General features: G+C 71.1%; 23 protein-coding genes. 9 read left to right on the top strand and 14 right to left on the bottom strand.

Annotated features, from left to right (window positions below; translation table 11 throughout):
- Positions 1-183 precede the first annotated feature (183 nt).
- Positions 184-477 carry a hypothetical protein gene (locus O0S08_RS10530; RefSeq protein ID WP_269038950.1) on the top strand — a complete coding sequence of 98 codons (294 nt, stop codon included), beginning with the start codon at positions 184-186 and terminating at the stop codon, positions 475-477.
- A gap of 317 nt (positions 478-794) precedes the next feature.
- Here the strand turns inward: O0S08_RS10530 and O0S08_RS10525 are convergent, their stop codons facing one another.
- Complete coding sequence (locus O0S08_RS10525) at positions 795-1,463, bottom strand: hypothetical protein (protein WP_269038949.1); 669 nt, start codon at positions 1,461-1,463, stop codon at positions 795-797.
- A 296-nt stretch (positions 1,464-1,759) separates the two neighbouring features.
- Between O0S08_RS10525 and O0S08_RS10520 the strand changes: the two genes are divergently transcribed.
- Positions 1,760-4,267 (top strand): bifunctional aminotransferase class I/II-fold pyridoxal phosphate-dependent enzyme/GNAT family N-acetyltransferase, encoded by a 2,508-nt coding sequence (locus tag O0S08_RS10520; RefSeq protein ID WP_269038948.1) that lies wholly within the window; start codon positions 1,760-1,762, stop codon positions 4,265-4,267.
- Between the two features lie 13 nt (positions 4,268-4,280).
- Here O0S08_RS10520 and O0S08_RS10515 read toward each other — a convergent pair whose 3' ends face one another.
- Positions 4,281-4,625, bottom strand: coding sequence for a lectin (locus O0S08_RS10515; protein WP_269038947.1), 345 nt, complete (start codon positions 4,623-4,625; stop codon positions 4,281-4,283).
- 197 nt (positions 4,626-4,822) lie between these two features.
- Positions 4,823-5,515: a hypothetical protein gene (locus O0S08_RS10510; protein ID WP_269038946.1), complete on the bottom strand. Its 693-nt coding sequence runs from the start codon at positions 5,513-5,515 to the stop codon at positions 4,823-4,825.
- A gap of 319 nt (positions 5,516-5,834) precedes the next feature.
- Here O0S08_RS10510 and O0S08_RS10505 point away from each other — a divergent pair, with 319 nt between their 5' ends.
- Positions 5,835-6,224 carry a hypothetical protein gene (locus tag O0S08_RS10505; protein ID WP_269038945.1) on the top strand — a complete coding sequence of 130 codons (390 nt, stop codon included), beginning with the start codon at positions 5,835-5,837 and terminating at the stop codon, positions 6,222-6,224.
- Between the two features lie 2 nt (positions 6,225-6,226).
- Entirely contained in the window at positions 6,227-6,424 is a 198-nt protein-coding gene (locus O0S08_RS10500; protein ID WP_269038944.1) for a hypothetical protein, read from the top strand.
- 196 nt (positions 6,425-6,620) lie between these two features.
- Here O0S08_RS10500 and O0S08_RS10495 read toward each other — a convergent pair whose 3' ends face one another.
- The 3 genes from O0S08_RS10495 to O0S08_RS10485 all read right to left on the bottom strand — a co-directional run bounded on the left by O0S08_RS10495 (position 6,621) and on the right by O0S08_RS10485 (position 9,477).
- Positions 6,621-8,075: a hypothetical protein gene (locus O0S08_RS10495; protein ID WP_269038943.1), complete on the bottom strand. Its 1,455-nt coding sequence runs from the start codon at positions 8,073-8,075 to the stop codon at positions 6,621-6,623.
- Between the two features lie 163 nt (positions 8,076-8,238).
- Complete coding sequence (locus tag O0S08_RS10490; RefSeq protein ID WP_269038941.1) at positions 8,239-8,514, bottom strand: DNA-directed RNA polymerase subunit alpha C-terminal domain-containing protein; 276 nt, start codon at positions 8,512-8,514, stop codon at positions 8,239-8,241.
- A 129-nt stretch (positions 8,515-8,643) separates the two neighbouring features.
- Positions 8,644-9,477 (bottom strand): NAD-dependent epimerase/dehydratase family protein, encoded by an 834-nt coding sequence (locus O0S08_RS10485; RefSeq protein ID WP_269038940.1) that lies wholly within the window; start codon positions 9,475-9,477, stop codon positions 8,644-8,646.
- An 88-nt stretch (positions 9,478-9,565) separates the two neighbouring features.
- On the opposite strand from O0S08_RS10485, the gene O0S08_RS10480 reads away from it, so the two are divergent.
- Positions 9,566-10,381, top strand: a complete 816-nt coding sequence (locus O0S08_RS10480) for a LysR family transcriptional regulator (protein ID WP_269038938.1) — start codon at positions 9,566-9,568, stop codon at positions 10,379-10,381.
- Between the two features lie 140 nt (positions 10,382-10,521).
- Here O0S08_RS10480 and O0S08_RS10475 read toward each other — a convergent pair whose 3' ends face one another.
- The 3 genes from O0S08_RS10475 to O0S08_RS10465 all read right to left on the bottom strand — a co-directional run bounded on the left by O0S08_RS10475 (position 10,522) and on the right by O0S08_RS10465 (position 15,006).
- A complete protein-coding gene (locus O0S08_RS10475; protein WP_269038936.1) occupies positions 10,522-12,000 on the bottom strand; it encodes a cytochrome-c peroxidase in 1,479 nt (492 codons plus the stop codon).
- Positions 12,001-12,893: 893 nt separating this feature from the next.
- A complete protein-coding gene (locus O0S08_RS10470) occupies positions 12,894-14,129 on the bottom strand; it encodes a monooxygenase (protein ID WP_269038935.1) in 1,236 nt (411 codons plus the stop codon).
- 265 nt (positions 14,130-14,394) lie between these two features.
- Positions 14,395-15,006, bottom strand: coding sequence for a hypothetical protein (locus O0S08_RS10465; protein WP_269038934.1), 612 nt, complete (start codon positions 15,004-15,006; stop codon positions 14,395-14,397).
- A 259-nt stretch (positions 15,007-15,265) separates the two neighbouring features.
- Between O0S08_RS10465 and O0S08_RS10460 the strand changes: the two genes are divergently transcribed.
- The gene (locus O0S08_RS10460; RefSeq protein ID WP_269038933.1) at positions 15,266-16,015 is read left to right on the top strand and encodes a hypothetical protein; all 750 of its coding nucleotides are present in this window, start codon (positions 15,266-15,268) and stop codon (positions 16,013-16,015) included.
- A gap of 286 nt (positions 16,016-16,301) precedes the next feature.
- Here O0S08_RS10460 and O0S08_RS10455 read toward each other — a convergent pair whose 3' ends face one another.
- Positions 16,302-17,174: a LysR family transcriptional regulator gene (locus tag O0S08_RS10455; RefSeq protein ID WP_269038932.1), complete on the bottom strand. Its 873-nt coding sequence runs from the start codon at positions 17,172-17,174 to the stop codon at positions 16,302-16,304.
- Positions 17,175-17,260: 86 nt separating this feature from the next.
- Between O0S08_RS10455 and O0S08_RS10450 the strand changes: the two genes are divergently transcribed.
- Positions 17,261-18,472 carry a hypothetical protein gene (locus O0S08_RS10450; RefSeq protein WP_269038930.1) on the top strand — a complete coding sequence of 404 codons (1,212 nt, stop codon included), beginning with the start codon at positions 17,261-17,263 and terminating at the stop codon, positions 18,470-18,472.
- 248 nt (positions 18,473-18,720) lie between these two features.
- On the top strand, positions 18,721-18,963 hold the full coding sequence (locus O0S08_RS10445; protein WP_269038928.1) for a hypothetical protein: 243 nt from the start codon (positions 18,721-18,723) through the stop codon (positions 18,961-18,963).
- A 12-nt stretch (positions 18,964-18,975) separates the two neighbouring features.
- Here O0S08_RS10445 and O0S08_RS10440 read toward each other — a convergent pair whose 3' ends face one another.
- Both O0S08_RS10440 and tssI read right to left on the bottom strand, forming a co-directional pair.
- The gene (locus tag O0S08_RS10440; RefSeq protein ID WP_269038927.1) at positions 18,976-19,617 is read right to left on the bottom strand and encodes a hypothetical protein; all 642 of its coding nucleotides are present in this window, start codon (positions 19,615-19,617) and stop codon (positions 18,976-18,978) included.
- Between the two features lie 10 nt (positions 19,618-19,627).
- Positions 19,628-22,291, bottom strand: a complete 2,664-nt coding sequence (gene tssI / locus O0S08_RS10435; protein WP_269038926.1) for a type VI secretion system tip protein TssI/VgrG — start codon at positions 22,289-22,291, stop codon at positions 19,628-19,630.
- A gap of 399 nt (positions 22,292-22,690) precedes the next feature.
- Here tssI and O0S08_RS10430 point away from each other — a divergent pair, with 399 nt between their 5' ends.
- Positions 22,691-22,945, top strand: coding sequence for a hypothetical protein (locus O0S08_RS10430; RefSeq protein WP_269038925.1), 255 nt, complete (start codon positions 22,691-22,693; stop codon positions 22,943-22,945).
- Positions 22,946-23,005: 60 nt separating this feature from the next.
- Here the strand turns inward: O0S08_RS10430 and O0S08_RS10425 are convergent, their stop codons facing one another.
- Positions 23,006-24,742 carry a CHASE domain-containing protein gene (locus O0S08_RS10425; protein WP_269038924.1) on the bottom strand — a complete coding sequence of 579 codons (1,737 nt, stop codon included), beginning with the start codon at positions 24,740-24,742 and terminating at the stop codon, positions 23,006-23,008.
- Positions 24,743-25,071: 329 nt separating this feature from the next.
- Entirely contained in the window at positions 25,072-25,416 is a 345-nt protein-coding gene (locus O0S08_RS10420) for a hypothetical protein (protein ID WP_269038923.1), read from the bottom strand.
- Positions 25,417-25,498: the final 82 nt, after the last annotated feature.

Raw genomic sequence — 25,498 nt, 5'->3', positions numbered from 1 at the left:
ACCGCTGCAGCGTCGCATCTGCGGACCATCCATTCCTGCTGCGAAGCACGCGAACAGGCCATGTCCTCTGCATACCCCAAATCACAGGGGAGCGTTTCCGACGAGGAGATACGATGTCGCCACCGTCGCTACCTGAGGTGATGTCCGTATTGAGGACAGCACGGCCGCTGATACACTGCGGCCGTGGCACGACTGACTCACGTGGCGCTCGCGCTCCTGCTGGTCGCGTTCGGGTGCGCGGGGGACACTGCCGGCGGTGGCGACACCACTGCCAGTGACGACACCACGACCACTGGCGACAGCGAGACCGGCGGCGACGACACGCCGCAGGCGACCGCCCTGCCGCTCGAGGTCCTGGGCCCGGCCGGCACGCTCGTCGCGGTGCACATCGACGTCCCGGACGACCTCGCCGGCGCGCCCGGGGCCGAGCTCGCGCTGACTGTGCACAACGTCGACGCCTGGCTCGTCCCGCTCTGAACGCGCTCGTCGTCGTCGCTCACCGTCAAGGTCGGGCCGGCCGACCGGGCGCGCCGCAGGTGCTGCTCGGCGGCCCGCTCGGTCTGTCGACGCACGATGATCATTGTCGCCGCAGGCACGACGATGCGTCTGAATCGTCGGGTCGCACGATCGGCACCCCGCCGATCGTCATCAGTCGCTCGAACACCATGCGGGCCACCTCGCGTCGCGCGGCTCGAGCAGAGACGGCGGGCTCCAGCGCATCGTCGCCGAGCTCTGGTTCACGTCTTGCGCTTGGTCGTTTCGCCAATATGGAGAATGGCCATGAACTCGCCGGGCTATCGAGCCTTGAGCGCGGCCAGGTCGAGCTCCGGAAATCGCTCGCCGAGCCGTCTGCGGAGCGGAGCGAGCACCTGCGCATCGACCTGCACCGGATCTCGGAGCGGCTCGGCGGCGAACGCGAGCTCCCATCCGCCCCAGCCGCGCGCGACGAGGACCTGCTCGAAGTACTCGCGGACCGAGAGGCGCAGCGGGACGAGCTCGCCGCCTCCCGAGTGGTAGACGAGCTCCGGCCTCGTCGCCGCGGGCGGCCAGCGGGCGATGCATCGGGCCGTGCTCCCAGTGACGGGGTGGATCGAGAGGACGAACGCGAATGGGTCGTTCGCCAGCGCGCCCGGAGGCGCGAGCCGGGCGCGCCGGAGGAAGGCGCGCCACGGATGGGAGACGTCGATGTCGAGCGTCGTGCCGTCGAGCCGTCCCGTCTCGTCCTGCCACTCGAGATCCAGCGCAGCGCGCACGTGCCACGGGATCCCTGCGAGCAGAGAGGCCCCCTCGACGAGGTGACCGCCGCCCGCGCTCCGGACGTCGTCGGCCCACGCATCGATGCCGGGCGCGCCACCGTCGCAGTCGATCACCGCGGCCAGCGGCCCCGTCGTGTGTAGCGGGCCTCCTGCCGACCGGAACGCGTCCAGCAACGCCTGGAAGGATGGTGCGAGATCGAGAGCCATGGCCGGGAGGAGTACCACCGGCATGAGGAAGAGGGGAGGGTTTCCGTGTCCGTCGAGCCTGAAGATCGATCAAAAGGGGCCGCGGTCCACGCGACGTCGCGGCGCCGACCCGGAGCGCGACCTGTCGCAAAGGTCTGGTGCTCGCTGAAGCCTCGCGCGGCCTGGTGCGAGCTCGCCGATCGCTCCCCCGAGTGCAGATCGCGCAATGGCCCCCCGCGAGCGCCGAGCGGCGCTCTCGGCGGATAGCAGCGAGCGGCCTGTCGCGTGCGCACGGACCTGCTATCACCAGACATCCGATGGACGCGTCGAGTTTTCGTGAGGCGATATTCCAGGTGCACAGCCACGGTCGAGACCGCGGGCACTATTTCCTGTCGGCGGAGGACGAGCGGTTCGACGACCGACATATCCGCGTCTCCGGCAAGCGACTGCTGTCGTTCGGGAGCTGCTCGTACCTGGGCCTGGAGTTCGATCCGCGGCTCATCGACGGCGGGGTCGAGGCCTACCGCCGCTACGGCACGCAGACGTCTTTCAGCCGCGGCTACCTGTCCTGTCCGCTCTATCCGGAGCTCGAGGAGGACCTGCTGCCGCGGATCTTCGGCGTGCCGCGGGTGCTGCTGTTGCCGAGCACCAGCATCGCCCACCACGTCGTGATGCCGGCGCTGCTGGCGGAGAACGACGCGATCGTCTGCGACCACCAGGTCCACCGTTCGGTCGACGACGCGATCACCCTGCAATGCGCGCGCAGCGGCGCCGACAAGGTGGTCGTGAAGCACGGCGAACTCGACCGGGCGCTCGACATCGTGGCCCGGCTCGCGCGCACGCACCACCACGTGTGGTTCGCCTGCGACGGCGTCTACTCGATGTACGGTGATTCTCTGCCGCTCGGCTTCCTGCACGACCTGCTGGCGGTCGCGCCGAACGTGCGGCTGTTCGTCGACGACGCCCACGGGATGAGCTGGGCCGGTGACCGCGGGTGCGGTCATTTCCTGTCGCGCTTTCCGCTCGGCGAGCGCGTCGTCCTGGTGACCTCGCTGGCCAAGGCGTTCGCCACGGGCGGCGGCGTCATCGTCGTTCAGGACCGCCGCTTGCTCGAGACCGCTCGCCTCGTCGGCGGGCCCTTCTCGTTCTCGGGGCCGCTGCGCCCGGGCGATCTCGGCGCGAGCATCGCCTCGGCGCGGATCCACCTGAGCCCCGAGCTGGCGGTGCTTCAGGCGGCGCTGCGCGCCCGGATCGATCGAGCCAACGCGCTGTGCCGGGCGCTCGGGATCCCGCTCGTCATCGAGAACGAGGCCCCGATCTTCTTCATCGCCCTGGGCCGCGTCGAGGCGGTGTACCTGATGGCCGAACGGCTGCGGGAGCACGGCTTTCACGTCAACGTGTCCGGCTTCCCCGCCGTGCCGGCCAGCCGCGGCGGGATCCGGATCGCCATCAACGCCATCCACAGCGAGGCGCAGGTCGACGCCCTGTTCCGGGCGATCGCCGAGCACCTGCCGGCGGTGCTCGCCGCCGTCGGCGTCACGCGCGACGAGGTCGAGGAGCAGTTCGAGGGCGTGCTCCCGCCGTTCCTCCGCGCCGCGCGCCCGCTCGCCTCCGCCGTGCGGCAGCTCCCCGAGCGCCATCCGCAGCCGGCCGACGCGCTCACCGTCGAGACCCACGCGAGCATCGAACAGCTCGATGCCCGGGTCTGGGACGCGCACCTCGGCGATCTCTCGTACATCGACGCCCGCTCCATGCGTGCCGTGGAGCGCGTGTTTCACGGCGGCCACGCTCTCCGCGAGCACCGCTGGTCGTTCCGCTACGTGCTCGTCCGCCGCGGGGACGAGCTCGTCGCCGCCGCCCCCTTCACCACCCTCCTGATGAAAGACGACACGTTCATGAGCGCCGCCGTCAGCGCCGCGCTCGAGCGCGAGCGGCTCGCCGATCCCTACCTGTTCACCTCCCGCGCCGTCGTCATGGGCGACATGGCGTCCGAGGGCGAGCACATGTTCCTCGCCCCCGGCGCCGGCCGCAGCGCCGCGCTGATCGCCCTCGCCGAGGCCGGCGTCGCCGAGATGAAGGCCCAGAATTGCAGCACCCTGGTCCTCCGCGATCTCGCCGACGATCCCGAGCTCGTGCGCGTCCTGACCGGCCAGGGGTTCGTCCCCGTGCCGCTGATCGAGCGCTACCTCGTGCAGCTCGACTGGCGCGGCGAGGACGCGTTCATCGACGCGCTGGCGAGCAACGGCCAGCGGCGGCACGTCCGCGCCGTCCACCAGCAATCACCCCTGTTCGACGTCGAGGTCTGGGACAGCCGCAGCGCCGCGGCGGACGACGAGCTCCGCCGCCTGTACGCGCTCTACCGCAGGATGGCGGCGAAGAACCTGCGGATCAACATCTTCCCCCTCCCGCCGGAGCTGCTGCGCGCCCAGCTCGAGAGCGGCTCGTGGGAGTTCTTGCTGCTGAGGCGGCGAGGCGGGGGCCCGGTCGTCGCGTGGGCCGCCGCGCGCCCCGCCGGCTGCGAATACCGCGGCCTCTATTGCGGCGTCGACTACGACGAGTTCCCCGCCGGCAAGATCAACCCCTATCGACAATTACTGTGGCAGCTCGTCCGCCGCGCCGGTCGGCTCGGCTGCGAGCGGCTTCACCTGGGCATGGGGGCCCGCCAGGAGAAGACGCGATTCGGCGCCACGGCCTCCCCCGCGCTGGCGCTCGTGCGAGCGGACGACGCCTATCGCGCGACTCGCCTGCAGGAGTTCGTCACGCGCACGGCCCTCCACGTGCAGCCGTCCAGCGCCGGCCGGGGCGCACGCGCGCCGCGCCCGTGATGGCGTCGACGGGCTATTGGCCGGCCGTATTGCTGGCCCACGTCGCCAGGGTCTGATAGACCACGAGGTTCCCGTCATCCTGCATGATGACGTAGGAGACGGGCCGGCCGGCGGTGTTCGACGCCCACAGGGGCGTTCCGTTCACGCGATAGAGGACGAAATTACCGTCTGTCTGCATGACCGCCGTCTCACCGTCGGTCCCGGCCGTGTTGGTCGCCCAGATCGCCGAGCCTTGGTTATAAATGACCAGGTTTCCGTCATTCTGCATGATGAGCGAATACCTGCCGTTGGCCGACGTGATCCTGTCGTCGGGCGTATTGCGCTTGATGAACTGACCCGGGTCGAGTCGATCGGTCATGTTTGCTCCTTCGAATCACTGCGAGAGGCGGGTCGAGCCCCGCCTCGAAGGTGATAAAGGACCTTTCACCCGCGTCAAGCGCGACGCGCGGCCGGCTTGCGACCGGTCCCACGCGGCGCGCGGATCCGCGGTCGGAGCCCGGCCGCCGCGCCGCCTCACCGCCGTCGCGGGGACTCCTACCATCGGGCCGGAGGCCGTCACGGCCCCAGCGGGAGCGCGTGGCCAGCGGTCGCGCTCGCGTCCTCCGGAGGGCGGCCGATCAGCGTCACATCGTCGAGGTAGAAGATCGGCTGTTCACCCCCGCTCGTGCTCAACCACGCCAGGATGCCCACGTTCACGGGGCTACCCAGCGACGAGAGCTCGACCCTCTCCCTGCGCCAGACGTTCGGCTGGGCGGTGATGCGCCGCTCGGTGCTGGCTCCCCAGAGCTCCGCGACGCCGATCCTGGCGACGACCGCGAACTCGATCTCCTGGCCGCCGGCGCTGCCGCCATGGATCCAGAATTCCACCGCGGTGTAGGCCTCCGCCGCCAGGGGCGGCGTCGCATCGAAGCGCACGCTCCCCCACTCGCCCGTGAACGTCACCGCAATCGCCGCTGTTCCGGCGTGGACCTCCTCCCGGCTGAACAGGTCGACATCGGCACCGTCGATCTTCACTCTCCAGCCGGCGGCCGGGGCGTCGCCGTACACCAATTGCGATTCATCGCTGGCGGGCGGCGAGGTGGTGTCGTCGGCGGGCCCGTCGGACAGCTCGGTCTGACCCATCGATTCGTCGGTGCCGCTCGTCGAGACGGGCCCGCCGGAGAGGTCGGAGGTGTTGACAGGACACGCGACGGCGGAGACTGCCGACAATGTGCACAACATCCGCGGAGATACGATCGTGCCGCCCATGCGCCCCTTCCCTCACGCCGGCCGCCCGAGCGGTGGCTCGCCCCCCGGCGTCTCGCGTGGAGCGTACCACCGTGCCCCTCGCCTTCAAGGCGCGAGGCCTTCGAACGGTCGGCCCCCTCGCAGGCCGCACCCATCTCCGCTGCAATCACGTCGTGCCAATCCACATCACCTCAGCTCGGTAGCGCCCGCGCGCCCGCACGCCCGCTAGACAATGAATCATCTCGGGCTACTGTTGCTGCCGAAAGGAGCCCCCGAGATGTTGAAGTATGGTGTTGCTCTCTTGTTGGCTGTATCCCCGCCGTCTGGCGACACGAGTCGCGTGAGCGACTCCTCCGCCGAAGTGAACGAAGAACACGACGAATGGATCGTTTACTTCGATGAAGAGACACAGCAGGCGGTCGCCACCCGCGCCGGAGAGTCGATCACGTTCGATCTCAGCGAGCTGGACGACGCCGGGCTGGAGGCCCTGGCCGAGCTGGGAATTCCCGTCTCCGAGGCGCGGTCGTGGGAGGGAGAGCTGTGCCGCGCGGCCTGCTGGGGAGCAGCGGCTGCGGGTTGCGCATGGGTCGGCACCGCGTGTGCAGCGGGTACCGTCGTCACCATCGGGGGCTTCGCCTTGCCGTGCGTGTGGGCGACCGTCGCCGCATGCGGCGCTTCGGGTGCAGGGGCATCTGTCTGCTCGGATTGGTGCACGAGCACCTACGGTTGAGTATGTCGAACGCATCCTCCAACATCGGACGCTTGCTCGTCGCCATCGTCGGCATCTGCGGGTTCGGACTGCTCATGGCGCTCCGTGACTCGGTCTCAGGAACGCTCCAGCGAAGCGCCGTCGCAGCCCTGGCTTTCGCATTGGGCGCGGCATGCCTGATGTGGCTTCTCAAGCCCCGCTCCGCCAAATCCGGCCCGTGATCCGGACACGGCGGATCGGCGGACAGCCGGGCATATCCGCCGAGGATGCCGGCGCGGCTCGCATCGGAGCCGCGCCATACATCGAAGAGCGCCCGCTGGAAGATGCAATCGGGGCCCCCGGCCGTCGCATGGACGGGGGTCGCCGGACACGGCTCATTCGTGGCCGCAATCGGCGCCGAGGACCTGCGTCCGCCGCCTACCGCGGCACGTCATGGACGAACGCAGCGCCGACCGCTCGATCGATCGTCGCGCGCGTCCCGTCGCGAAGATCGACGAGCGAGACCTGCCGCGGCCTGGCGTGGTCGGACCAGGCCTCGTGCAGCAGCATCGTGCCGGTGCGATCGATCTGCGCCTCACCGGCGGGCAGCAGCGCCAGCGGCGTGCCGTCCTCGCGCAGCACCACGTAACCGGGATCCGGATGGCTCTGCGGCAGCGGGTTCAAGCCCCACTGGAGCGAGCCGACGAGCAGCCGGCGACCGCCGACTTCGAGCCGACGCGCGTGGGGGAGCCAGCCGTGGGCGCCGCCGATGCGGGCGAAGAACGGCTCGACGCGGCGCAGCAGGGCCGCCCGGTCGTCCTCGCGCGGCAGCGGACGGGCCTCGCGCGCGCCGGTCCGCAGGTCGTACGCGAGCAGCCTCGGCGTCGCGGGCTTGCGCGGCCCGTCGGTGAAGCGACGCGCGAACACCACGACCGCGCCGTCGTCCTCGAGCGCCACGGGCCGCTCGTCAGCGAATCGCTGCACCGACCCGGAGAGCGGCTCGAAACGCCCGGCCTGGAGCGCGAACAAGAACGTCCCGAAGGTCACGTCGCCCTGGACGCGGAAGACCTGTCCGTGAGGTGTCGACAATGCCGGCACGAGGAAGCTCGCGCCGGGCCCGTGCACGGACCCGGGTTCGGCGACGGTGACCAGCGCGGGCGGCTGCGCGATCACCTGCGGCGTCCCGCCCGGGAGCGGCTGGATCACCACGTCGTGGCGCTCGTCGGCGTCGACGTGAATGAACGCGCCGTCGTCCGCCGCGAACGCGCCGCCCACCAGCGCACCCTCCCACAGCAGCCGCCCCGTGGCCGCCTCGAACACGGCCCCCTGCGACCGGCCGTCGCCGGCGAACACGTGCAGTCCTCGGGGTGACGGGCTCAGCTCGATCCACCGCGGGTCGATCGTCCACGCGAAGCGTCGCTGTCCCGTCGGCTCGAGCCCGAGGACCTGCTGCGGGCGCTCGCCGTGACGCGACGCGAGCAGGAACGTCGACGCAGTCGCGGGCGGCGGCGCCCCGTCGATCGCCTCGACCGGGAGCAGCACGTGATAGCCCCAGCGATCGCGCGCCGATGCGGGCGATCCCAGCTCCAGCGAGCGCTCGCTGGTGAAGGCCGTCCACGCGCCGTCGCGCCCCGCCGGCAGGAGCTCGGCGAGCTTCGTACCTGTCCGATCGTACACCCCGAGCGAGACCACCGGGCCGTTCGCCTCGGTCACCGTAGCGATCACTGCGCGCGGCTCGACGGCGCCCTGCTGCGCGGCCCGAGCCCCGACCTCGGGCGCCACGCTGGGCCGCGGGGCCGAAGACTCCGCTGATTCGGAGGTGGTATTCGCCGCGACACAGGCCGCTGCAGCGAGAGCGAGGACGAGGACGGCGACGCGAGCGAGGAGCGACACGACGGCGATCGTACCTGGCCAGCCCGGCGCGTCCCCTCGCCGCCCGGCCTGCGGCGTCAATCCACGGTAAAATCTTCGACCGCAGGAGCGCTCGCGGGCGCCTGAAGGTCGCCACTGCGCGGCGCCGCGGGGCCAGAAAATCACCTGCCCGAAGAGACAGGCCTCAAGCCCGCCGCGATTCCCCGGTCGGCAGCGCGACCGCTGCTCCGTCGGGCCGCTTCCACTCCGGCTGCGGCGTCCCGAGCGAGAGGCCCATCTGCCCCAGAAACTCGCGCAGCTCGCCCACGATCTTCTTGCTCGAGGACGGGTGCTGCAGCAGGTCGTGCTCGGTCCACTGCACCAGCTCGCCGACGTAGGCGATCCCGAACTGGTTGAGGACGTTCCAGGCGCGGACCGAGATCTCGAGGTCTTCGACGGAGTGATCGAGCGGGCTGTCCATCGCGGCGACTTTGCCGAGGCGGGCCCGGGCGTGTCAAGCGCGAGCCTCCGCTGCGGACGGCGAGCACGCCGACATGTCTCTCGGGACAGCCACCTCGGGATCACCGAGCTCGTCCACCGCGACGGATCATCAGCCCGCCGCCAGCTCGCGCAGCGCGTCGACGTGCGCCGGCTGCCAGCCGAGCTCGCGGATCGCCCGCTCCGAGCTCACCTGTTGCTCGAGCGCGAACGCCTCCCCGAGCGGCCCGAGCGCCTCGGCGGCGACCGGGCGGGTCTTCCCGCCGAGCCCGAGCGAGCGGCTCAGCGCCTCGGCGACGGCGCGCAGCGGCAGGTTCTGGGTCACGGCGTTGTAGACCGCGCCGGCGGGGGCGCGCAGCAGCGCCAGCACGTACAGCTCGGCGAGGTCGTCGACGTGCACCAGAGTCATGTGGTTGGCGCCCTCGCCGATGACCCGCACCGAGCCGGTCGCGCGGGCGTCGGCGCCGAACGCCTGCTCGAGCAACCACGCCGAGCGCCCGTACACCACCCCCGGCCGGATCAGCACCGGGTGGCCCGGCTGCCTCAGCACGTACCGCTCGACGTCGACTCGCCAGGCCACCAGCGCCGGCGGGGCGAGCGGCGCCTCCTCGTCGACCAGGCCGGCAGTGTCGCCGTACACCCACACGCCGCCCGTATGCACGTAGGGCCGGCCGCTGGCCCCGGCCAGCATCGCCTCGGCGGCGGCGCGGTCGGTCGCCCCGTCGACCGCGCCGAGGTGGATCACCCCGTCCGCCGCGGCCGCCTGCGCCCGCAGCAGCGCAGCGTCGGTCAGCTCGCCGCGGACCGGCCGCGCGCCCAGCTCACCCACGATCTGCTCGGCCCGGTCGCTGCGCGCCAGCGCCACCACCGTCTCACCGCGTGCGGCCAGCGCCCGCAGGACCGACTGGCCGATGTATCCGGAAGCACCCGTCACGAAGACTGTCATGCGCTCACTGTGGCGACCGTTGCCGGCGCCGTCCAAGATCGGTTACCGTCGGATTGATGCCGCGAAGGCATCAATCCCGGACCCGCCCGTGGACCTCGATCTGCGAAAGCTCCGCTACTTCGTCGCCGTCGCCGAGCTGATGCACTTCGGCCGCGCGGCGGAGCGGCTGCGCGTCGCCCAGCCCGCGCTGAGCCGGCAGATCCGCGCGCTCGAGGAGGAGCTCGGGGCGGCGCTGCTGGTCCGCACCACCCGATCGGTCGCGCTCACCCCCGCCGGTCGCCAGCTCCTCGACGACGCCGGCGCGCTGCTGGCCGCGGCCCAGGCGGCGCAGCGGCGGGTCCGGCGGGTCGCGCGAGGGCGGCGGGCGCTGGTCGTCGGCTTCATGCCGGGGCTCGTCGTCACCCCGGCAGTGCGGGCGCTGGCGGCCGCGCATCCGGACGTCCACATCGAGGTGCGGCGGATCGGCTGGGACGAGCAGGCCGCCTTGCTGCTCGACGGCCAGATCGACGTCGGCTACCTGCGGCGGCCGTTCCCCGACGCCGGCCTGTCCGTGCTCCTGCTGGCGAGCGAGGACCGCGTGGTCGTCGTGGCGGAGGGCCACCGCCTGGCCGCGCGCGAGGTCGTGACCATGGCCGAGCTGGCCGGCGAGACCATGATCCACCACGACACTCACCCGGTCCGCAACGTCGAGGAGAAGCTCGAGCTGGTCGCCGCCGGCCAGGGCGTCGTCCTCCTGCCCGCCACCACCGCGGGCTTTTATCAGCGCCCCGACCTGGTCCGCGTGCCCGTCGTCGACGCCCCGCCGGCCGAGGTCTGCCTCGCCCACGACGCGACCCGCCGGTCCCCGCTGATCAGCGAGTTCCTGCGCCTGGCCGTCGCCGCCCAGGCCCGCCGCCGGGCGTGATCGCCTGTCCCCGGGACAATGTCCCTGGAGACATGTCCCTTCGGGCTATCTTCGCCCAGCACCGCGCCCGCGCGAGCGGCGGGCGCGGCGAACCGGCGCTCACGGATCGACGGGCAGGCCGCTCGGCACGGTCAGCGGGATCAGGTGCGAGAAGTCCGGCCCGGCGTCGTCGCTGAGCGACCCGAGGAAGGACACCAGGTAGTCGACGGTCCACGAGCCGTAGACGTCGACGGTGGCGAGGATCGGGTCGACGCCCTCGGCGATGATGCCGCGCGGTTCTCGAGGAACTGCGAGTGCATCGCCACCTCGTCGACGCTGTCGGTGATGTCGTAGTCGAGCAGCGCGTCCTCGGGGTCGCGGTAGTGACGGATGAAGTCCTTGATGTCGTTGTAATGGCTCTGCCGACCCCAGGGCCCGGTGAACATCACGTTGCGCAGCGGCGGGGTGCGCCACGCGTACTTGTCGTCCGGGTCGCCGGAGATCCGCATGCGGCCGAAGTCGTCGAGCCCGCCCGGCCCGTCGCCGCCGGGGACCGTGTCGCCGGGCCCGAACTGCGGCGCCAGCGTCTTGTGAAAGTCCTCGTCGGTGAACGCGTTGCCCGCGTGGCAGGCGGTACAATTGCCGCGGTCGTCGTCGAGGAAGTGGCGCGCGCCGACCAGCTGGTTGTAGCTGAGCGCGTCGTCGTCGCCCGCGATCAGGCCCCCCGTGTCGGGGTCGTAGCGGCCGACGAAGCGGTCCCACGGGGTGTCGTTGGAGAAGAAGGTGCGGAACTCGTAGGCGGCGATGGCGTTGCCGGCGTAGGCGAAGTGCATGTCTTCGAAGGCGACGCCTGGGTAGGCCGCCTCGAACATGTCGACGTACTCCGGGATCGCGCCGAGCCGGTCCATCATCATGCCCCAGGCGCAGACGACGAAGTTGAACGGCGGGTTGTCGAGCGCGCAGTCGGTGGTGAAGTCGTTCTCGTTGGGGAAGCCGAGCATCTCCTGGTCGGTCACCTCGGGCATCATCGCCTGCCCGGCCGCCACCAGCATGTCGGGGTCGAACGCGTCGTCCTGCCAATCGAAGGGGATGAACGGCCCGCCGAGCGGAATGACGTGACCGCTGGCGTCGAGCGGAACCTTGTGGTCGACGGTGAGGCCGGTCGTCAGCTTGTGCAGGTTCCACAGCGGCTGCGTCGTCCGCCCGCCCACCACCGCGCCGAGGCGGCTCGGCCCGATCCCGACGCCACGGATGCCCCGATTCATCGTCAGGTGGTCGGTCGTGGCGAGCCGCGGGTGATGGCACGTGGAGCACGAAGTGTCCATGTTGCCGCTCAGGATCTTGTCGTAGAAGAGCGCCTCGCCGAGCTCGACCAGCTCGTCCGAATTCGGCGGCGGCAGCTCGAGCGGGGTGATGCCGTTCTCCGCGATCAGCGCGCGGACCTGGGTGACGAGCTGCTTCCGCGTGCCGTACCAGTTGAGCGACTCCAGCTCGGCCAGACCGCCGGGCTCCTCGGGTACTGCCTCGGACTCGGCCTCGCCCGACCGCGCGCTCACCGGCTCGGTCACCGCGCCCGCGTCACACGCCACCATGGGGACCATCGACAACCACAGAACCGTCACAACACGATGCTTCAGCATGACACTGCTCCAAGCAGGAGAACGACCAGGGCCCCGCTCCGCAGGGCCCGTACGTCGTGGTTCATTTGTCCGGCGACATGCCGTGTCGCTACGATTCGACCTCACCACCAGCCCTCGTCGCCGCACGCCTCGCCGATCTCCCGCCCGTGCCACGAACCCTCGCACGATTGCCCCGCGGCTTACAAAGCGAGCTGGGCTTTCATTGTGCACGAACCATCGGGGTCGTCAAGCCACGACTTGTCAGCGAACATTCTTTTCGCGGTGCCGACAATGTACACCTGTCGTCTCCATCGCGCTCACTCGCATCGAAGTCGACCTCGGGATTGCCCGTACCGCCTTCGCTTCCCCCCAGTCACGTCCACGACTCGCGCTCTCGCATCACCGCCGCGCGGCGCCCCGTGTCCGGACGTTCGCCCGCATTCGCCGCGTCGGCCTGTGCCTCCCTCGGCCCCCTGGGTCGCATGCGTGCACACGTCTGTCGTGATCCAGGTCGCGTTGCATCATCTTGACGCGCCCACGAATCGGGCGACGCCAGAGAATACGCACTGCAGAAATCACAGGCCAGACTGGCTTTTCGGCTCCCGCGATTGGGCGCTTTCACTCCGCTCGCGCGCCCGCGAGATCGCAACCTGCGGGCCTCGCATTGGCCCCGGCCAAGCGGACATGGCCGTCCGCATCGTCAGGGGCCGCGATCGCCGATTGCTCGCGCACGGCCCCATCGCCGAGGCCGCTGGGCCCCTGCGCGCCGATGCAGATCGGCTCGCGGCCGCTGGAGCGCCGCGGTCTCGCCGGAGTGCCGCGATTGCTCCCTCCGCGCGAGCGCGGCCCCGGCAGCCGCGGCGCCCGACGACATGGCCTTCGGGCCAGGCCGTCGGGCCCGGCCGCGCGCCGCTCTACTCGCTCCCGGGGACGAACCCCTCGGTGACGTAGAAGAAGCCGATGCACATCTCGTCCGCGGTGCCGTAGCCCCAGGTCGTGGTCGTGTCGCGGCTCGTGGTGTCGTAGGTGCAGGCGATCCGCAGGGTGTCGCCGGCGTGGACGCGGACGGGGCGCTCGTAGAACGAGAACTCCTGCCAGTGGAATTGATAATCGTCGACCTGCGCCAGGCACTGCTCGCCGGCGGGGCGCTCCGCGGTCACCCGCAGCTGCGCGCCGAGGCCGTGCATGTGCGGCCACACGCCCCACAGAGTGAAGTCCTCGCGCAGCTCCCTGGTGTCGATCTCGACCACCGCGGACTGGCCCGGCGGCAGCTCGAGGAACGGGTCCTCCACGCGCTCGATGAACGCCTCGTGCGGGACGCTCGCCGCCAGCTGCAGGTCGATCGCGGTCTGGTCGGGGAACGTGCCCTGCGACCGGTTGTAGTGCATCTGCAGCACAGTCTTGCGCCCGGCGCCCATGTACAGCCCCGTGCCCGCCGGCAGCATTCGCCCGCGGTCGCTCGGGCCCGCGCCCACCAGCCAGCGCGACGGCACCAGCGGATCGCCGAAGCAGGTGTACCCCGGACCGGCCTCGGCCGCGTCGAGCATGGCGGCGTCCGCCTCGTCCTGCTCGGAGTCGAGGGCGTAGAGCGTCAGGTGGTGGACCATCTCGGGCCGGCCGAGGCGGACCTCGAAGCCGACGAGGAACGCCTCCTCCGTCAGGCCCGGGTCGATGATGAAGCAGCGATAGATGTCGTCCGCAGAGTCGTCCGGCGTATAGGGCTCCGGCATCGCCAGAGTCAGGTCGACGCGGTCCAGCTGCCACGCCGCCGGGGCCTGCGGCGCCTCGCCGGACGGTTCGCCCGCGGGCGCGCCGGCCTGCGCCCACGCGGCCAGGGTGGCGATGTCGTCCTCGTCGAGCCAGCGGGCGCCGACGTAGGTGTTGCAGGTGCCGCCGTTGTCGAGGTTGAAGGGCGGCATGGTGCGGGCGCCCGTGACCGCGGCGATCGTCGCGGCCAGCGGCGCGACCTCTTCGTAGGTCGTGAAGGGAAACGGCGCGATCCCCCCCGACCGGTGGCACTCCCCGCAATTGCTGGCGAGGATCGGCGCGACGTCGCGGTGATAGGTCGGCCCGTCGTACGCAGGTTCGGCGGAACGGTCGCACGAGCCGGCGAACGCGGCCGTGAGCGCGAGGACGGGGCGGAGCAGCATGCTCGCAAGCAAGCACGGGCGGGCCCTGCACAGGCCTGATTCACCCGGACGGTCGCAACCCGCGGCTCCTCGCACACCCGCCGCGAGTTCACGCGGACGCGCGGGGGCGTCGCCGCGGCGAGCGAGCTCGACTGTAGCGGGCGGACGTCCGGACGGAGTGCTGACATGGGGACGCCGGTGAATCACCCGAGGCGAGGAGGCGAGCGTCCTTGGCGACGACAATCACCCGACTATCGCCGGCTGGCCATCGGGACAGGCCGTCGATTCACCGCACCGCGGCGCTCCCCGTTTTGAGCGCCGGGCACGCATCCTCCGTGAGCGTCGCGCGCCCCGTGCTCCGCAGCGTCGCCACGTAGATCAGCGCGTCCGCGACGAGGTGGGGCACGGTGCATTCGTTGCCGCTCCTGCGGTTGCCTTCGTGCGAATAGCCGGCGTGGTGCGCGAGCTCGTGCGCCAGCGTCCCGCTCCACTCCGGGATGCTCTGGTCCTCGAACCACGCGCATCGCAGGGGGACCGAACGCGGCTCCCCCTCGGTCGACTCTTTCCCCTCCCAGGCCCAGGTCTTGCGATTGGCGGACCTGCGGCACGTGACCGCGAATTCCGGGCTCGTCGACCGGAGCCGCTGCAGCACCGCCTCGCCCGCGTCGTCCGCCAGCCCGGGCGGATCCTCGGCGTGGTCGACTGCACTCGCAGGAATCGCCGCCATGACCTTCTCGAGCAGAGGATCGGCGAGGACCTCCGCCATGGTCGCGCGAGCGGGCCGCACATACTTCTGATCGTCCGCCTCGGCGAGCGGGTACGCGCATGCTGCCACCAAGATCAGGGGTAACGTGAAAACGGCGAGCCCACTCGCCTCGATCGCCTGCGGAATCGTCATGTCGCTCACGGTAGTGTCGCCTCGGACCCGACCCGTTCAGGTTTTTTTTCGGTCGTCCCGGCTCGCGTCGACGGTGCAGTGGCGGGGTTTCCTGCGAAGGCTCGCCCGCGCGCAGCGGTCTTCAGAGGAGAGTATCGCCCCACGGTGTTCTGTAAATAAATATAGACCGACGACAGGCCTGCTCGACGTGGTACGATGGATCGTTGTCATCTCTATAGGTCCGAACTCAATGAGGAGATCCATGTTTCAACGATCCATCATGGCCACGACCTTGCTCCTGGCCGCGCCAGGACTCGGCTGCTCCATGCACTCGGGCGCGGTCGTCATCCCCTTCCAGGGACCGGCGGCGAAGCTCAACGACGTGGAATCGAGCAAGCAATACTGTCTGCGACTCGCTGAGAGCGCCGACAAGAGAGGCCAGGCCTTTCTCGGCCTCGGTATTTTCATGGGCCTCGTCGCTTCCGGCCTGGCGATCGCCGGCGCGGCGATGGGCCCCGATGACCACCCCAGGGCGAACTGGGCGGCCGAGAACCGCAACGCGATCTTCATCGCCGGCGGCGGCGCCCTGGCGATCCCGACGACCATCATGCTCATGCGCAGCAAGAATGCCAGCAACGCCTCATCGGCGAGCGCATCTGCGCTGGATCCCTCGCTCGCCGACGACGAACGCATGCGGCGATGCCTGAAGGCGCGTGAAGAGTGGGTGTCGGCGAGGGCGACCGCCGCCGAGTACGCTCAGGAGGGCTACACCAAGAAGCTCGAGGCGCTCGAGCGCGCCGCGGAGGCCGCGAAGGAGGACAAAAAAGCGAGCGAGGAGGCCGCGAACGATCCCAACGCGACCCCCGACGAGCAGAAGCGCTTCAAGGAGGAAGCCGCGGGCGCCGGCCAGCGCCTCCGGCTCACCAACGAGCTGATCCAGCACACCCTGGAGAAACAGTGGGCGGAGGAGCGGGCCGCCGCGCCTGCGCAGCGCAAGCTCGAGGCTCGTCCCGAGGGCCCCAAGCGCTGAGCCACGACGGCGGCGTCGAACCTGCCTCCGCCGCGAGTGAGGACGTGGCGAGGGTCGCACGCACGGCCGATGCGCTCGCGTCGCGTGAACCGGCGCGAGCGCTCTTGCATGGATTGCGCGGCGACGACTTCCGATGCGCTCGCGTCGCGTGAACCGGCGCGAGCGCTCTTGCATGGATTGCGCGGCGACGACTTCGACGTGAGCGCCGCGTGCTCCCTCACCCCGCCGCGGCCACGTGCACCGCCCGCGACCACGTCGGCCCGGTTGCGTGTCTTCCACCAGCACCTCACGCGCCGAGCAGCAGCGCCCGATCGTCCCGCGTCGCGCCGACGAGGAAGTCGAACAGCACGCGCACGCGCGGGGTCTGCCGCAGGTCGCGGTGCACCGTCAGCCACAGCGTCTCGCTCGGCTCGCGCGGCATGGGCACGTGCGTGAGCCCCGGCGTCGGGTCGCCGAGGTACCTCGGCAGCGCCGCCACCCCTGCGTCCGCGCTCGCGGCCTGCGCCAGCGCCAGCGACACGTCGCTGACGAACGCCGGCCGCAGCCCCGGCGCCAGCTGCTGCAACCAGCTCAGCTCGACCCCGCTCGCCGGCAACAGCAGCGGGTGCGCGTGCAGCTCGCCCGGCCCCTTGAGCGGGCGCCGGGCCAGGTACGCCGCCGACGCGTACAGCCCGTATCCGACCTCGCCGATGCGGCGCGCCACCACCGATTCATGGCGCGTGCGAAACAGCCGGACCGCCAGCTCCGCCTCACTGCGGCCGAGGTCGAGCACTGCCCCGGCCGGCACCAGCTCCACGCACAGCGCCGGGTACTGGCGGCCGAAGCGGGCCAGCCGCGCCGCGAGGTAAGCGATGCCCAGCGTCTCGGGTGAGGTCACCCGCACCGTGCCCGCGAGCACCCCGCGCTGGGCATGCACGCCGCGCTCGAGCGACAGCACCGCGTCCTCGACCTGCCGCAGCGGCGCGATCAGCTGCTCGCCCTCCCGCGTCAGCACGTAGCCCGCGCCCGTCCGCGTGAACAGCCGCAGCCCGAGCCCGCGCTCGGCCGCCTCGATCCGGCGCCCGACCGTGGTGTGGTCGACCCCGAGCGCCGCGGCCGTCTTGGTCAGCGAGCCGGCGCGTGCGAGCGCGGCCACGAAGCGCAGGTCGTCCCAATTCATGTCCTGTGCATGATTGCACAGGTCGCGTGCATCCCTGTGCATTCCCACCCAGGCCGGGCGGCGCTATCTCTCGTGGAGGAGCTCCCATGCGCACCGCCACCTCGCTCGTGATCGGCCTCGTCCTCGCCGCCTGTGACCCCGGAGCCGGCCCGGAGCCCACCACCGACCCCACGGGCCCCACCGACCCCACGGACTCGCGGCCCGGGTCCACCACGTCGCTCGCGCCCGGGCTCGACCCGGTCCACACCCTCACCTTCCCGGCCGTCCTCGCCGCCTCGCACGAGCTCCTCACCTACGCCGACCTCGACGGCGAACAGGCCAGCGCCCGCACCGAGCTCGCCTACGGCCTGCACCCCGACTACCCGGACCTCGTCACGCTGCTGCCCGGGGTCGGCATCGTGCTCGCGCCGGAGTGTCAGGCGCAGCAAGGCGAGCTGGTCTGGCATTCGCTCGCCGAGGTCGAGGGCAGCGCGGCCCGGCTCGAGCTCCGCGCCGGCGCGCTGGCGATCGAGCTGCGCGAGGCGGGCACCGTCTCGGCGCTCCTCCACGGCGAGCTGCGCGGCCAGGACTGCGCCCTGCCCGGCGTCACCACCGTCGTCCCGCTCGCGCACCGGATCGTCCTGCAGGTCGACCGCGTCGCCGGCTTCATGGTCGAGCAGTTCCACCAGCAGCTCGGCGACTGCCGCGACCGCGTCGTCCTGCCCGCCGACGCGCCCCTGTGGGCCCCGACCGCGAGGGCGCTCGCCGACGACGACACCGTGTTCGAGCCGATCAACGCGCCGACCCCCGTCGGCATCACCCTGCGCTCGCCCGGCGCCCTCACGGCCGGCCCCGACCCCTGGTCGCTGACGGCCGAGCCCGGCCTCGTGGCGATCGACGTCGCCACCACCTTGCCGGTCCGCGGCCTCGCGTCCTTCACCGTCGTCGGCCCGGAGGCGCTCACCTCGGTGGACGCCGCGCTCCACCTGCGACGCGCCGCCGGCAAGGGCACGCTCTCCGAGCCGATCGAGCCCGGCACGAGCTACGCCCTGTTCTTCCCCGACCAGCGCAACACCGTCGAGCTCCACGTCGACGCGGCCACCACCGAGCTCGGCAAGCTGTGCGAAAACCCGCCGACCGCATGGTTCGCGTCCACCTCGCCGACCCCGGCCGTGTGCACGGCGCCCGCGGCCAGCGACGACGAGCCGACCAGCTTCATCCCCGTCGCCCGCGTCGTCACCACCGGCGAGTGTCGCCTCGCCGTCGAGCTCCCCGGCACCACCCACCGCTGGGCGACCTGGTTTCGCACCACCCCGTGATCATGGCGCGCGCCCGAGCGCCGGCGCGCTCCGGGGCAGGTCCATCTCGACCGGGGCGACAGGGCTGGGCACACTCCCAGGACATGCGGCCTCGACTCGTCGTCCTCGTCTCACTCCTCGCATACGGCGCGCTCGCATGCGCCGAGCGCCCGCCTGCATCGCAGGAGGCGCCCGCTTCGCCCGCCAAGGAGCCCGCAGCGCCCGCGACGACGCCCGCAGCGCCCGCCAGGGCGCCCGCCTCGCCCGCCGTGCCCGCCAGGGCGCCCGCTCTGCCCGCCGGCGAGGGGCTCCCTTGCACGGCGGACGCGGACTGCCCGGTGCTGCCTTGCGGTCCGTGCGAGCCCGGCACGCCGGTCACGCCGGAGCGGCTGAGCGGACCGTCGTGCGCCCGCAACCCGTGCAAGAACGCGGCGTCGGTCTGCAAGGAGCGCGTCTGCGTCGTGCATCCGGACACTACGAAGGACCCCGCGGTGTGGGGCCCCGCGAAGTGACCGGCGACGCCGTCACGTCGGCATCGGCGCGGGCCCGGGCCCCGGCTCGCCGGGCAGCGGGAAGCGGGCGAAATAGCCGGTGCGCCGCTTGACCGGCACCTGCGTCGGTTCGAGCGTCGAGACGATCAGCTCGGGGTCGTACACGATGTATCCGGCCGTGTCGGGGCTCTCGAGCGGCGGCGGCACCGGGTCCTTGTCCATCGTCGAGCGCAGCCGATAGCTCAGGACGAGGATCACCTTCGAGACCTCCTCGAGCACCGTCTCGGAGTTGATGTCGCGACCGAGCGCCGAATACTCGTCGATCGGCGCCTTGAGCAAGACCTCGTTGCGCCGGGTCTCGCCGGGGTCCAGGCGCGAGAACAGCGGCTGGAACACGACCCGCGGCATCACGTTCGGCGGCACGGGCGGGCGCGCGAACACCAGGCGGAGGCTGTCGCCGGCGACGAATCGATAGACCCCGAACGGATCGGGGACGCGCTTCCCGGCGCTGTCGAGGATCCACAATCGATCCCCGAGGTAGAGCTCCTCGGACGCGGTGACCTCGTACTCGAGTTTGAACGACGGCTCGCCGCCTTCGCCGTCGACGGCGGAGAACGACCAGGAGAGCGCGTAGGCGGGGGTTCGTTCGCGGACCAGCTCGATCATCGTATTCACCTCGGTTCCGTCACGGCGTGATGGGTGAACCGTCGGGGTTGGAGTAACCACTACCATGATCGGTGCGGCGGTAGGGGTAGTTTCTGTCGCCGAGGTAATCGTTCTCGCTCGGGCTCGCCGGCACGCCGGGGACCTGGCTGCCGCTGCCCGGCTGATTCGTGCCCTGGCTGATCGTCTGCCACTCCTCGTTGTTCTCGTAGCCGTCGGTGCGGCCCTCCCACTGGCGGTTGGTGCCGTAGACGTTGTGCTCCGCGTGGCCCATCTCGTGGAACAGGGTCGCGTCGGCCGGCTCCGGGCTGCCCGCCGGTCCGGAGACGATGTCCGGGTTGTACGAGATCTGCGTGTCCGAGCCCGGCCCGGGCACCGGGTTGCCGGCGGCGTCGTAGCCGAGCGCGTTGGCCGAGCCCTGCGCCGCGCCCGGGTAGCACAGCGAATTGTTGGCGCCGTACGTCGCCTCCTCGGCCGCGCTGTACTCGCGGATCGTCAGCTTGTGCCCGGCCGGGTTGTTCTCGATGTTGTTCAGCCGCTGCAGCCCCGACGGCGTCGACGCCATGATGCCGAGGTCGCGCATCACCTTGTTCTGAAAGTCCGCGTAGCGGCCGGTGCCGGGCTGCACGGTGATGTTCTTGCCGACCTGCAACGACCCGTCCGGCAGCCGCACGACCGGCAGCGGGAACGACGCCCCGCCGATGACCACGAGCGCCGCGCCGGTCGTGATCGTGGCGGGCGCCAGCTCGGTCACGCGGCCGGCGAACAGGCCCGGGCCGTTGAGCTGGACCGGCGTGCCGCTGATCGTCGTCGGCCCGCTCGAGGTGACGTCGACCGAGGCCTTGCCGGCCACCTTCATCGTCGTGGTCGCGTTGATCTCGACGCTCTTGCCGGAGATCGACAGCGCCGCGTCCGAATTGATGGACATCGCGCCGACCGAGTGGATGTTCACCTTGCCGGTCGCGTCGATCGTGACGTCGGCGCCGTTGACGGTGACCGTCGCCAGCCCGGTCGTCAGGCTGAAGAACTTGTCCGACATCGCCGTGCCGGTCGGCGGGATCGGCGGCGGCGGCGGATTCGGCGGCGGCGGTTGCTTGATGGTGATCGTCTGGACGGTCCCGACGACCACCGAATCCACCGCGCCGATGTTCGCCGAGCGGTTGACGCCGACGTTCTCGCTATGATTGTGGAGGATGACCGTATTCCAGTCCTTCTGCGCGTGCAGGAAGATCTCCTCCGACCCCTTGCGATCCTCGAACCGCAGCTCGTTGAACCCGCCGCCGCCGAGCGAGCTGTCGGACTTGATCGTGCTCTTGGTCTTCTCGTCCGGCAGCGGGTACGGCGGCTCGTTGAGGCCGTGGTAGATCCGCCCGGTGATGACCGGACGGTCGGGGTCGCCCTCGATGAAGTCGACCAGCACCTCGTGGCCGATGCGGGGCAGGAACATCGCGCCGTAGCGGTTGCCCGCCCACATCTGGCTGACGCGGACCCACGTCGCGCTGCGCTCGTCGAACTTGCCGTCGCGGTCCCAGTGGAATTGCACGCGCACGCGGCCGTGCCGGTCGACGTGGATCTCCTCGCCCTCGGGGCCGACGACGGTGGCCGTCTGGACCCCGCGCACGGTCGGGCGCTGGGTCGTGCGCGGCGGGCGATACGGGACCTTGAGCTCGGTCGCCGTGAAGGTGTTGTGATACGAGCTCCCGCCCTCGGCCTCCTGATCGAGCACCTGCGGCTGCGCGCCGACGTGGTGGACCTCGAGCACCCGGTACTCGCCGTCGAATTCGGGTCGGGGGTGGCTGGCCAGGATCATGAAGTACCCCGGCGTCAGGCGCGGCGAGTCGCTGGCGCCGCTGCCGAGCCGGCGGGTCGCCTGGAGCGCCTCGAGGCGGATCTTCGCCATCTGCTGGCCCTGGTGCGGTCCGCCGCGTCCGGGGTCCTGGTATTCGCCCGGGTAGTCGTAGACCTCGAGCTCCCGGTGGACCTTGCCGGTCGCCTGGACCTCCATCGGCTGATCCGGCTTGTGCAGGTTGAAGTCGCGCAGCGAGACCTTCCCGGGCCGCACCCGCCCGCCGAACCGGAAGCTGCGCACCCGCTCCTCGCTCTGCACGGCGGCGTCGATCTGCGGGTTGAACAGCACGGTCGGGTTGCCGACGATGGGCGGGTGGACGTTCACGTTGTCCGCCATCACCCATACGTGTTTGTCGGCCTCGTGCTCGAAGTAATAGAAGATCCCGTCCTCCTCGAGCAGCCGGCTGATGAACGTGAAGTCCGACTCCCGGTACTGCACGCAGTAGTCGCGCGGCGCGTAGGATTCGACCAGCGAGAAGCGGAACATCACCGCCTTGAGCCCCGCCCTCGTCAGCACCTCCGAGACGATCTGCTGCGTCGTCATGTCCTGGAAGATGCGGCTGCTCTGCCGGTGGAGCAGGCGTTGGGCCCACGGCACGACGGTGAGCTCGTACAGCTCGAAGCTGGTGGTATGACCGATGTACTCCGCCTCGGTCACGAAGCCGTGGACCAGCCGCGCCTCGTCCATGCCGCGGATCGTCAGCGAGGCCGGCGCGTCGAGCAGGTCCTCGAGGTCGAGCTCGTTCGCGGCGACCTCGACGCGGAATTCGTACAGGCTGCTGATCGCCTCGTGCCCCGAGAAGCGGACCGCGCGGAGCTCCTTGTCGCCGACGGTCAAGGAGAATATGGGGGTACCAGGGGGTAACCCGAACAGCGCGGACATGACATTATCGGTCAGTGACATACGTGAGCGCCGGGCCGGCAACGTTGCACGCGACCTCGACACCGTCAAGCGCGCCGCCGCGGGCGAAAGCAAGCCGCCCTGAGATGATTCCGAGCAAATGGTGTGTGCACTGCGCCATCCCGACGATTGTCGACCCTGCGCATTGGAGGTCTCGGCCCCCTATTTGGTGTGCTCGCCGGCCCGGCGCCTCGGCGCCTCTCACCCGCCACGCGTCGCTGGACGCGGATTTCGGGCAACCGGCGACACGTCCCTCCGGCGGGGGCTCCGAACAACACGTGGGACTCGGGCCTCGACGACCGGGGGCGCTGAACACAGGGCACAGCTCACAAAGCGGTGGCGCCCGGATGGCCAATCGCGCGCACGCGCCCCGCTCGCTCGCCACGGAATCGCCCGCGAGGCGCCCCTGGGCGCTCTCATGCCACCCCGAACAACCCCGGCACCGACTGTGCCGACACCGAGCTGGGCCGCCAGGACTGCCTGTCCCAGGCGACCTGCGAGGAGCTCGACGCCTACGTCTCGCCCGACGATCCGCCGAACCAGGTGTGCCAGGAGTGGGACGAGAAGCTCGGCGATTGCGCGATCGAGTGAGCGCCGCCGCGGTCGAGCGGACCCTTCATACATGCCTTTTCGGTCATGTCTCACGAGACATTATGAAGATCGCGCGCCCCGGCCCGGCCCCGCGCGGGTGGTCCGCGGCAGCGTCACGGTGAAGGTCGTCCCCACGCCCTCGGCGGCGGCGACCGTGACCGCGCCGCCGTGGGCCTCGACGATCGCGCGGGTGATGTAGAGGCCGAGCCCGAGCCCGGACGCGCCGCCCTCGGGGCGCGCGCCGCTGGCACGGAACGGCTCGAACACCACCGGCAGCAGGGCCGGCGCGATCGCGCCGGCGTTGTGGACAGTGGCGACCACGCGGTCGGGCGCGGTGCCCATCAAGCGGACGCGCACCGGGGCGTCCTTGCGGTGGCGCACCGCGTTGCCGAGCAAGTTGGAGAACACCTGCGCGAGGCGGTCGGGGTCCCAGCTGCCGGCGAGGTCGCCGGACGCGACGACCTCGACGCTGGCGTCGGGGACCGCGCGCACGAGCTCGTCGACCACGTCGCGCACGACCGCGTCGAGCGCGGTCGGCCGGACCAGCACTGCGATGCCGCCGCCCAGGCGCACGCGCGTGAGGTCGAGGAGCTGGTCGATCATCCGCGTCATCCGGCGAGCGCTCGCTTGCAGCCGCTCGAACGCCTCGGTCGTGTCGGCCTCTCCGCGGCTGCGCCGCAGCAATTCGGCGGACAGCACGATCGCGCCGAGCGGCGTCCGCAGGTCGTGGCCGAGGATGCCGACGAACAGATCGGTGAAGCGCAGCCGCTCCTGGTTCGCGTGCGCCTCCGCGGTCGCGCGCCTCAGCGCCTGCGCGCGCGCGCGTTCGCGGATCCGGGTCGCGATCAGGACGACGGCGCTGAGCGACGCGCCGAGCCCGGCGACCAGCAGCGTCAAGGACACGCCGGCCTGTCGGGGCGCGGCGTCGGCGAAGCGGACCGTCCACGGCCGGCCCGCCACCTCCACCGTCTCGACGATCACGTCGTCGTCGGCGGCGATCGGCCGGCCGAAGCTGGCCATGTGGCCCGCGGCGTCGATCCGCTGGCCGTCGTACAGCTCGAACGCCACCGTCGGCAGGTCCGCGGCGAAGATGCCCTCGATCAGATCGCCGGCGCGGAGCGGAGCATAGACGTAGCCCTTCAACTTCGCCCGCCGCTCGGCCAGCGAGGGCGGCACGCCGCCGTCGACGTACACCGGCGAATACAGGAGGAACCCGGCCTGCCGGTCGTCCGCGTCGATCTCCTGCACCAGAGTGACCTTGCCGCTGAGCGTGACGTCGCCGATGTCGCGCGCGCGGTCCATCGCCTCGCGGCGGATCCCCTCGGTCCGCATGTCGAAGCCGAGCGCCACGCGATTGCGCAGATCCAGCGGCTCCAGCAGCACGACCGCGTGGATCTCCTCGCGCGGCGTCCCCGGCCACACGCGCACGTGGTGCCAGCCCTCCGCGTGGGCCCGCGCGGTCGCCTCGTCGACCTCCATCGCGCCGAACCGCGCCGTATAGCCTATCCCCAGAGTGCCGGGGTAATGGAGGGAGAGCCGCAATCGCTCGACCAGCCGGCCGAATTCATCGATCGTCACCGGCTCGGGGCGCGACGGCAGGGCCGACGAGCCGCGCAGGACCGAGACGTAGCTGGCCATGCGCTCGACGATCCGGCCGCGCGTCGCCAGCACTGCGCTCGCCAGCCGGGCCCGCTCGCCCAGCCGCTCCGCGTGCCCCATGAGCGCGGTGGCCGCCACAGTCAACGCCAGGCACAACGAGAACGGCAGCCAGGCGACCAGGCCGGACGTACACGACATGGCGCCCAATGTAGCGCGCGCCCTGTCGTCGCATACGCCGGCGCCGCGGCCGCGGACGGACCGCCGCGGCTGCGGCCCGCAGCGCAGCCCGGCGCCCCGCGACGACGCATTTCGTGCATTCCGATCGCTCGCGCGTGCATTCGGCCTGGCGCCCCCGGCGCTTCGCGAATGGGCGGTCGCGACCTTCTATTTTTCCAATTGTGAAGACCGCGGCGCAGCGGGCCCGACCGTCGCGCGCCCCCGGCGGTCCGGTCAGGCGCCGCTCGCACGGTTCCGCCGCGAATGCGCGGGCTCTCGCCGGATCGCCGACGGTGATCGCCCCGACCGGCTCACCCGCAACCCCACGCGATCTGGGCGCACGTCAATACGCGCCCGTCCCCTTCCTCCTCGCACATGCCCGCGTCCTCGCAGGCGAACGAACCGTACAGCGGATCTGTCCCGGGCGGCACGCAGCCGCACGTCGAATCCTCATTGCAGGCAGCAGGCAACGGCACGCACGTGGAACAGCGATCGGGGCCGCCGACGATGCACAGCTCGGTGGCCGCATCGCAGCTCCCGCCGTTGTCGCCGCAGGGGAACGAGCCGTCCTGGCCCTCGGGACACCCGGTCAGCAACAGACACAGGAACCATCGCGGTTGAAATTTCTTGACAAGCAGCAGACGAAGAAAAGACATCGCGCACCACGATACACCCGGCAGCCGCCCGGCGATCGATCGCCGCGCTGGAGCCGGTCCGGAGTTTCGCCCCGTCGTGCTT

Origin of the sequence: Nannocystis punicea, assembly GCF_026965555.1 — a bacterium.
GTDB lineage: Bacteria > Myxococcota_A > Polyangia > Nannocystales > Nannocystaceae > Nannocystis > Nannocystis punicea.
The sequence above is the reverse complement of the archived record's forward strand: the minus strand, read 5'-3'. Positions and strand labels throughout refer to the sequence as shown.

Bases quoted from the DNA above. Each gene is read 5' to 3' on its own strand.
- O0S08_RS10525 (WP_269038949.1), bottom strand. From the start codon at position 1,463: ATGGCTCTCGATCTCGCACCATCCTTCCAGGCGTTGCTGGACGCGTTC.
- O0S08_RS10520 (WP_269038948.1), top strand. From the start codon at position 1,760: ATGGACGCGTCGAGTTTTCGTGAGGCGATATTCCAGGTGCACAGCCAC.
- O0S08_RS10515 (WP_269038947.1), bottom strand. From the start codon at position 4,625: ATGACCGATCGACTCGACCCGGGTCAGTTCATCAAGCGCAATACGCCC.
- O0S08_RS10510 (WP_269038946.1), bottom strand. From the start codon at position 5,515: ATGGGCGGCACGATCGTATCTCCGCGGATGTTGTGCACATTGTCGGCA.
- O0S08_RS10500 (WP_269038944.1), top strand. From the start codon at position 6,227: ATGTCGAACGCATCCTCCAACATCGGACGCTTGCTCGTCGCCATCGTC.
- O0S08_RS10490 (WP_269038941.1), bottom strand. From the start codon at position 8,514: ATGGACAGCCCGCTCGATCACTCCGTCGAAGACCTCGAGATCTCGGTC.
- O0S08_RS10485 (WP_269038940.1), bottom strand. From the start codon at position 9,477: ATGACAGTCTTCGTGACGGGTGCTTCCGGATACATCGGCCAGTCGGTC.
- O0S08_RS10475 (WP_269038936.1), bottom strand. From the start codon at position 12,000: ATGCTGAAGCATCGTGTTGTGACGGTTCTGTGGTTGTCGATGGTCCCC.
- O0S08_RS10470 (WP_269038935.1), bottom strand. From the start codon at position 14,129: ATGCTGCTCCGCCCCGTCCTCGCGCTCACGGCCGCGTTCGCCGGCTCG.
- O0S08_RS10465 (WP_269038934.1), bottom strand. From the start codon at position 15,006: ATGACGATTCCGCAGGCGATCGAGGCGAGTGGGCTCGCCGTTTTCACG.
- O0S08_RS10460 (WP_269038933.1), top strand. From the start codon at position 15,266: ATGGCCACGACCTTGCTCCTGGCCGCGCCAGGACTCGGCTGCTCCATG.
- O0S08_RS10455 (WP_269038932.1), bottom strand. From the start codon at position 17,174: ATGAATTGGGACGACCTGCGCTTCGTGGCCGCGCTCGCACGCGCCGGC.
- O0S08_RS10450 (WP_269038930.1), top strand. From the start codon at position 17,261: ATGCGCACCGCCACCTCGCTCGTGATCGGCCTCGTCCTCGCCGCCTGT.
- O0S08_RS10425 (WP_269038924.1), bottom strand. From the start codon at position 24,742: ATGTCGTGTACGTCCGGCCTGGTCGCCTGGCTGCCGTTCTCGTTGTGC.
- O0S08_RS10420 (WP_269038923.1), bottom strand. From the start codon at position 25,416: ATGTCTTTTCTTCGTCTGCTGCTTGTCAAGAAATTTCAACCGCGATGG.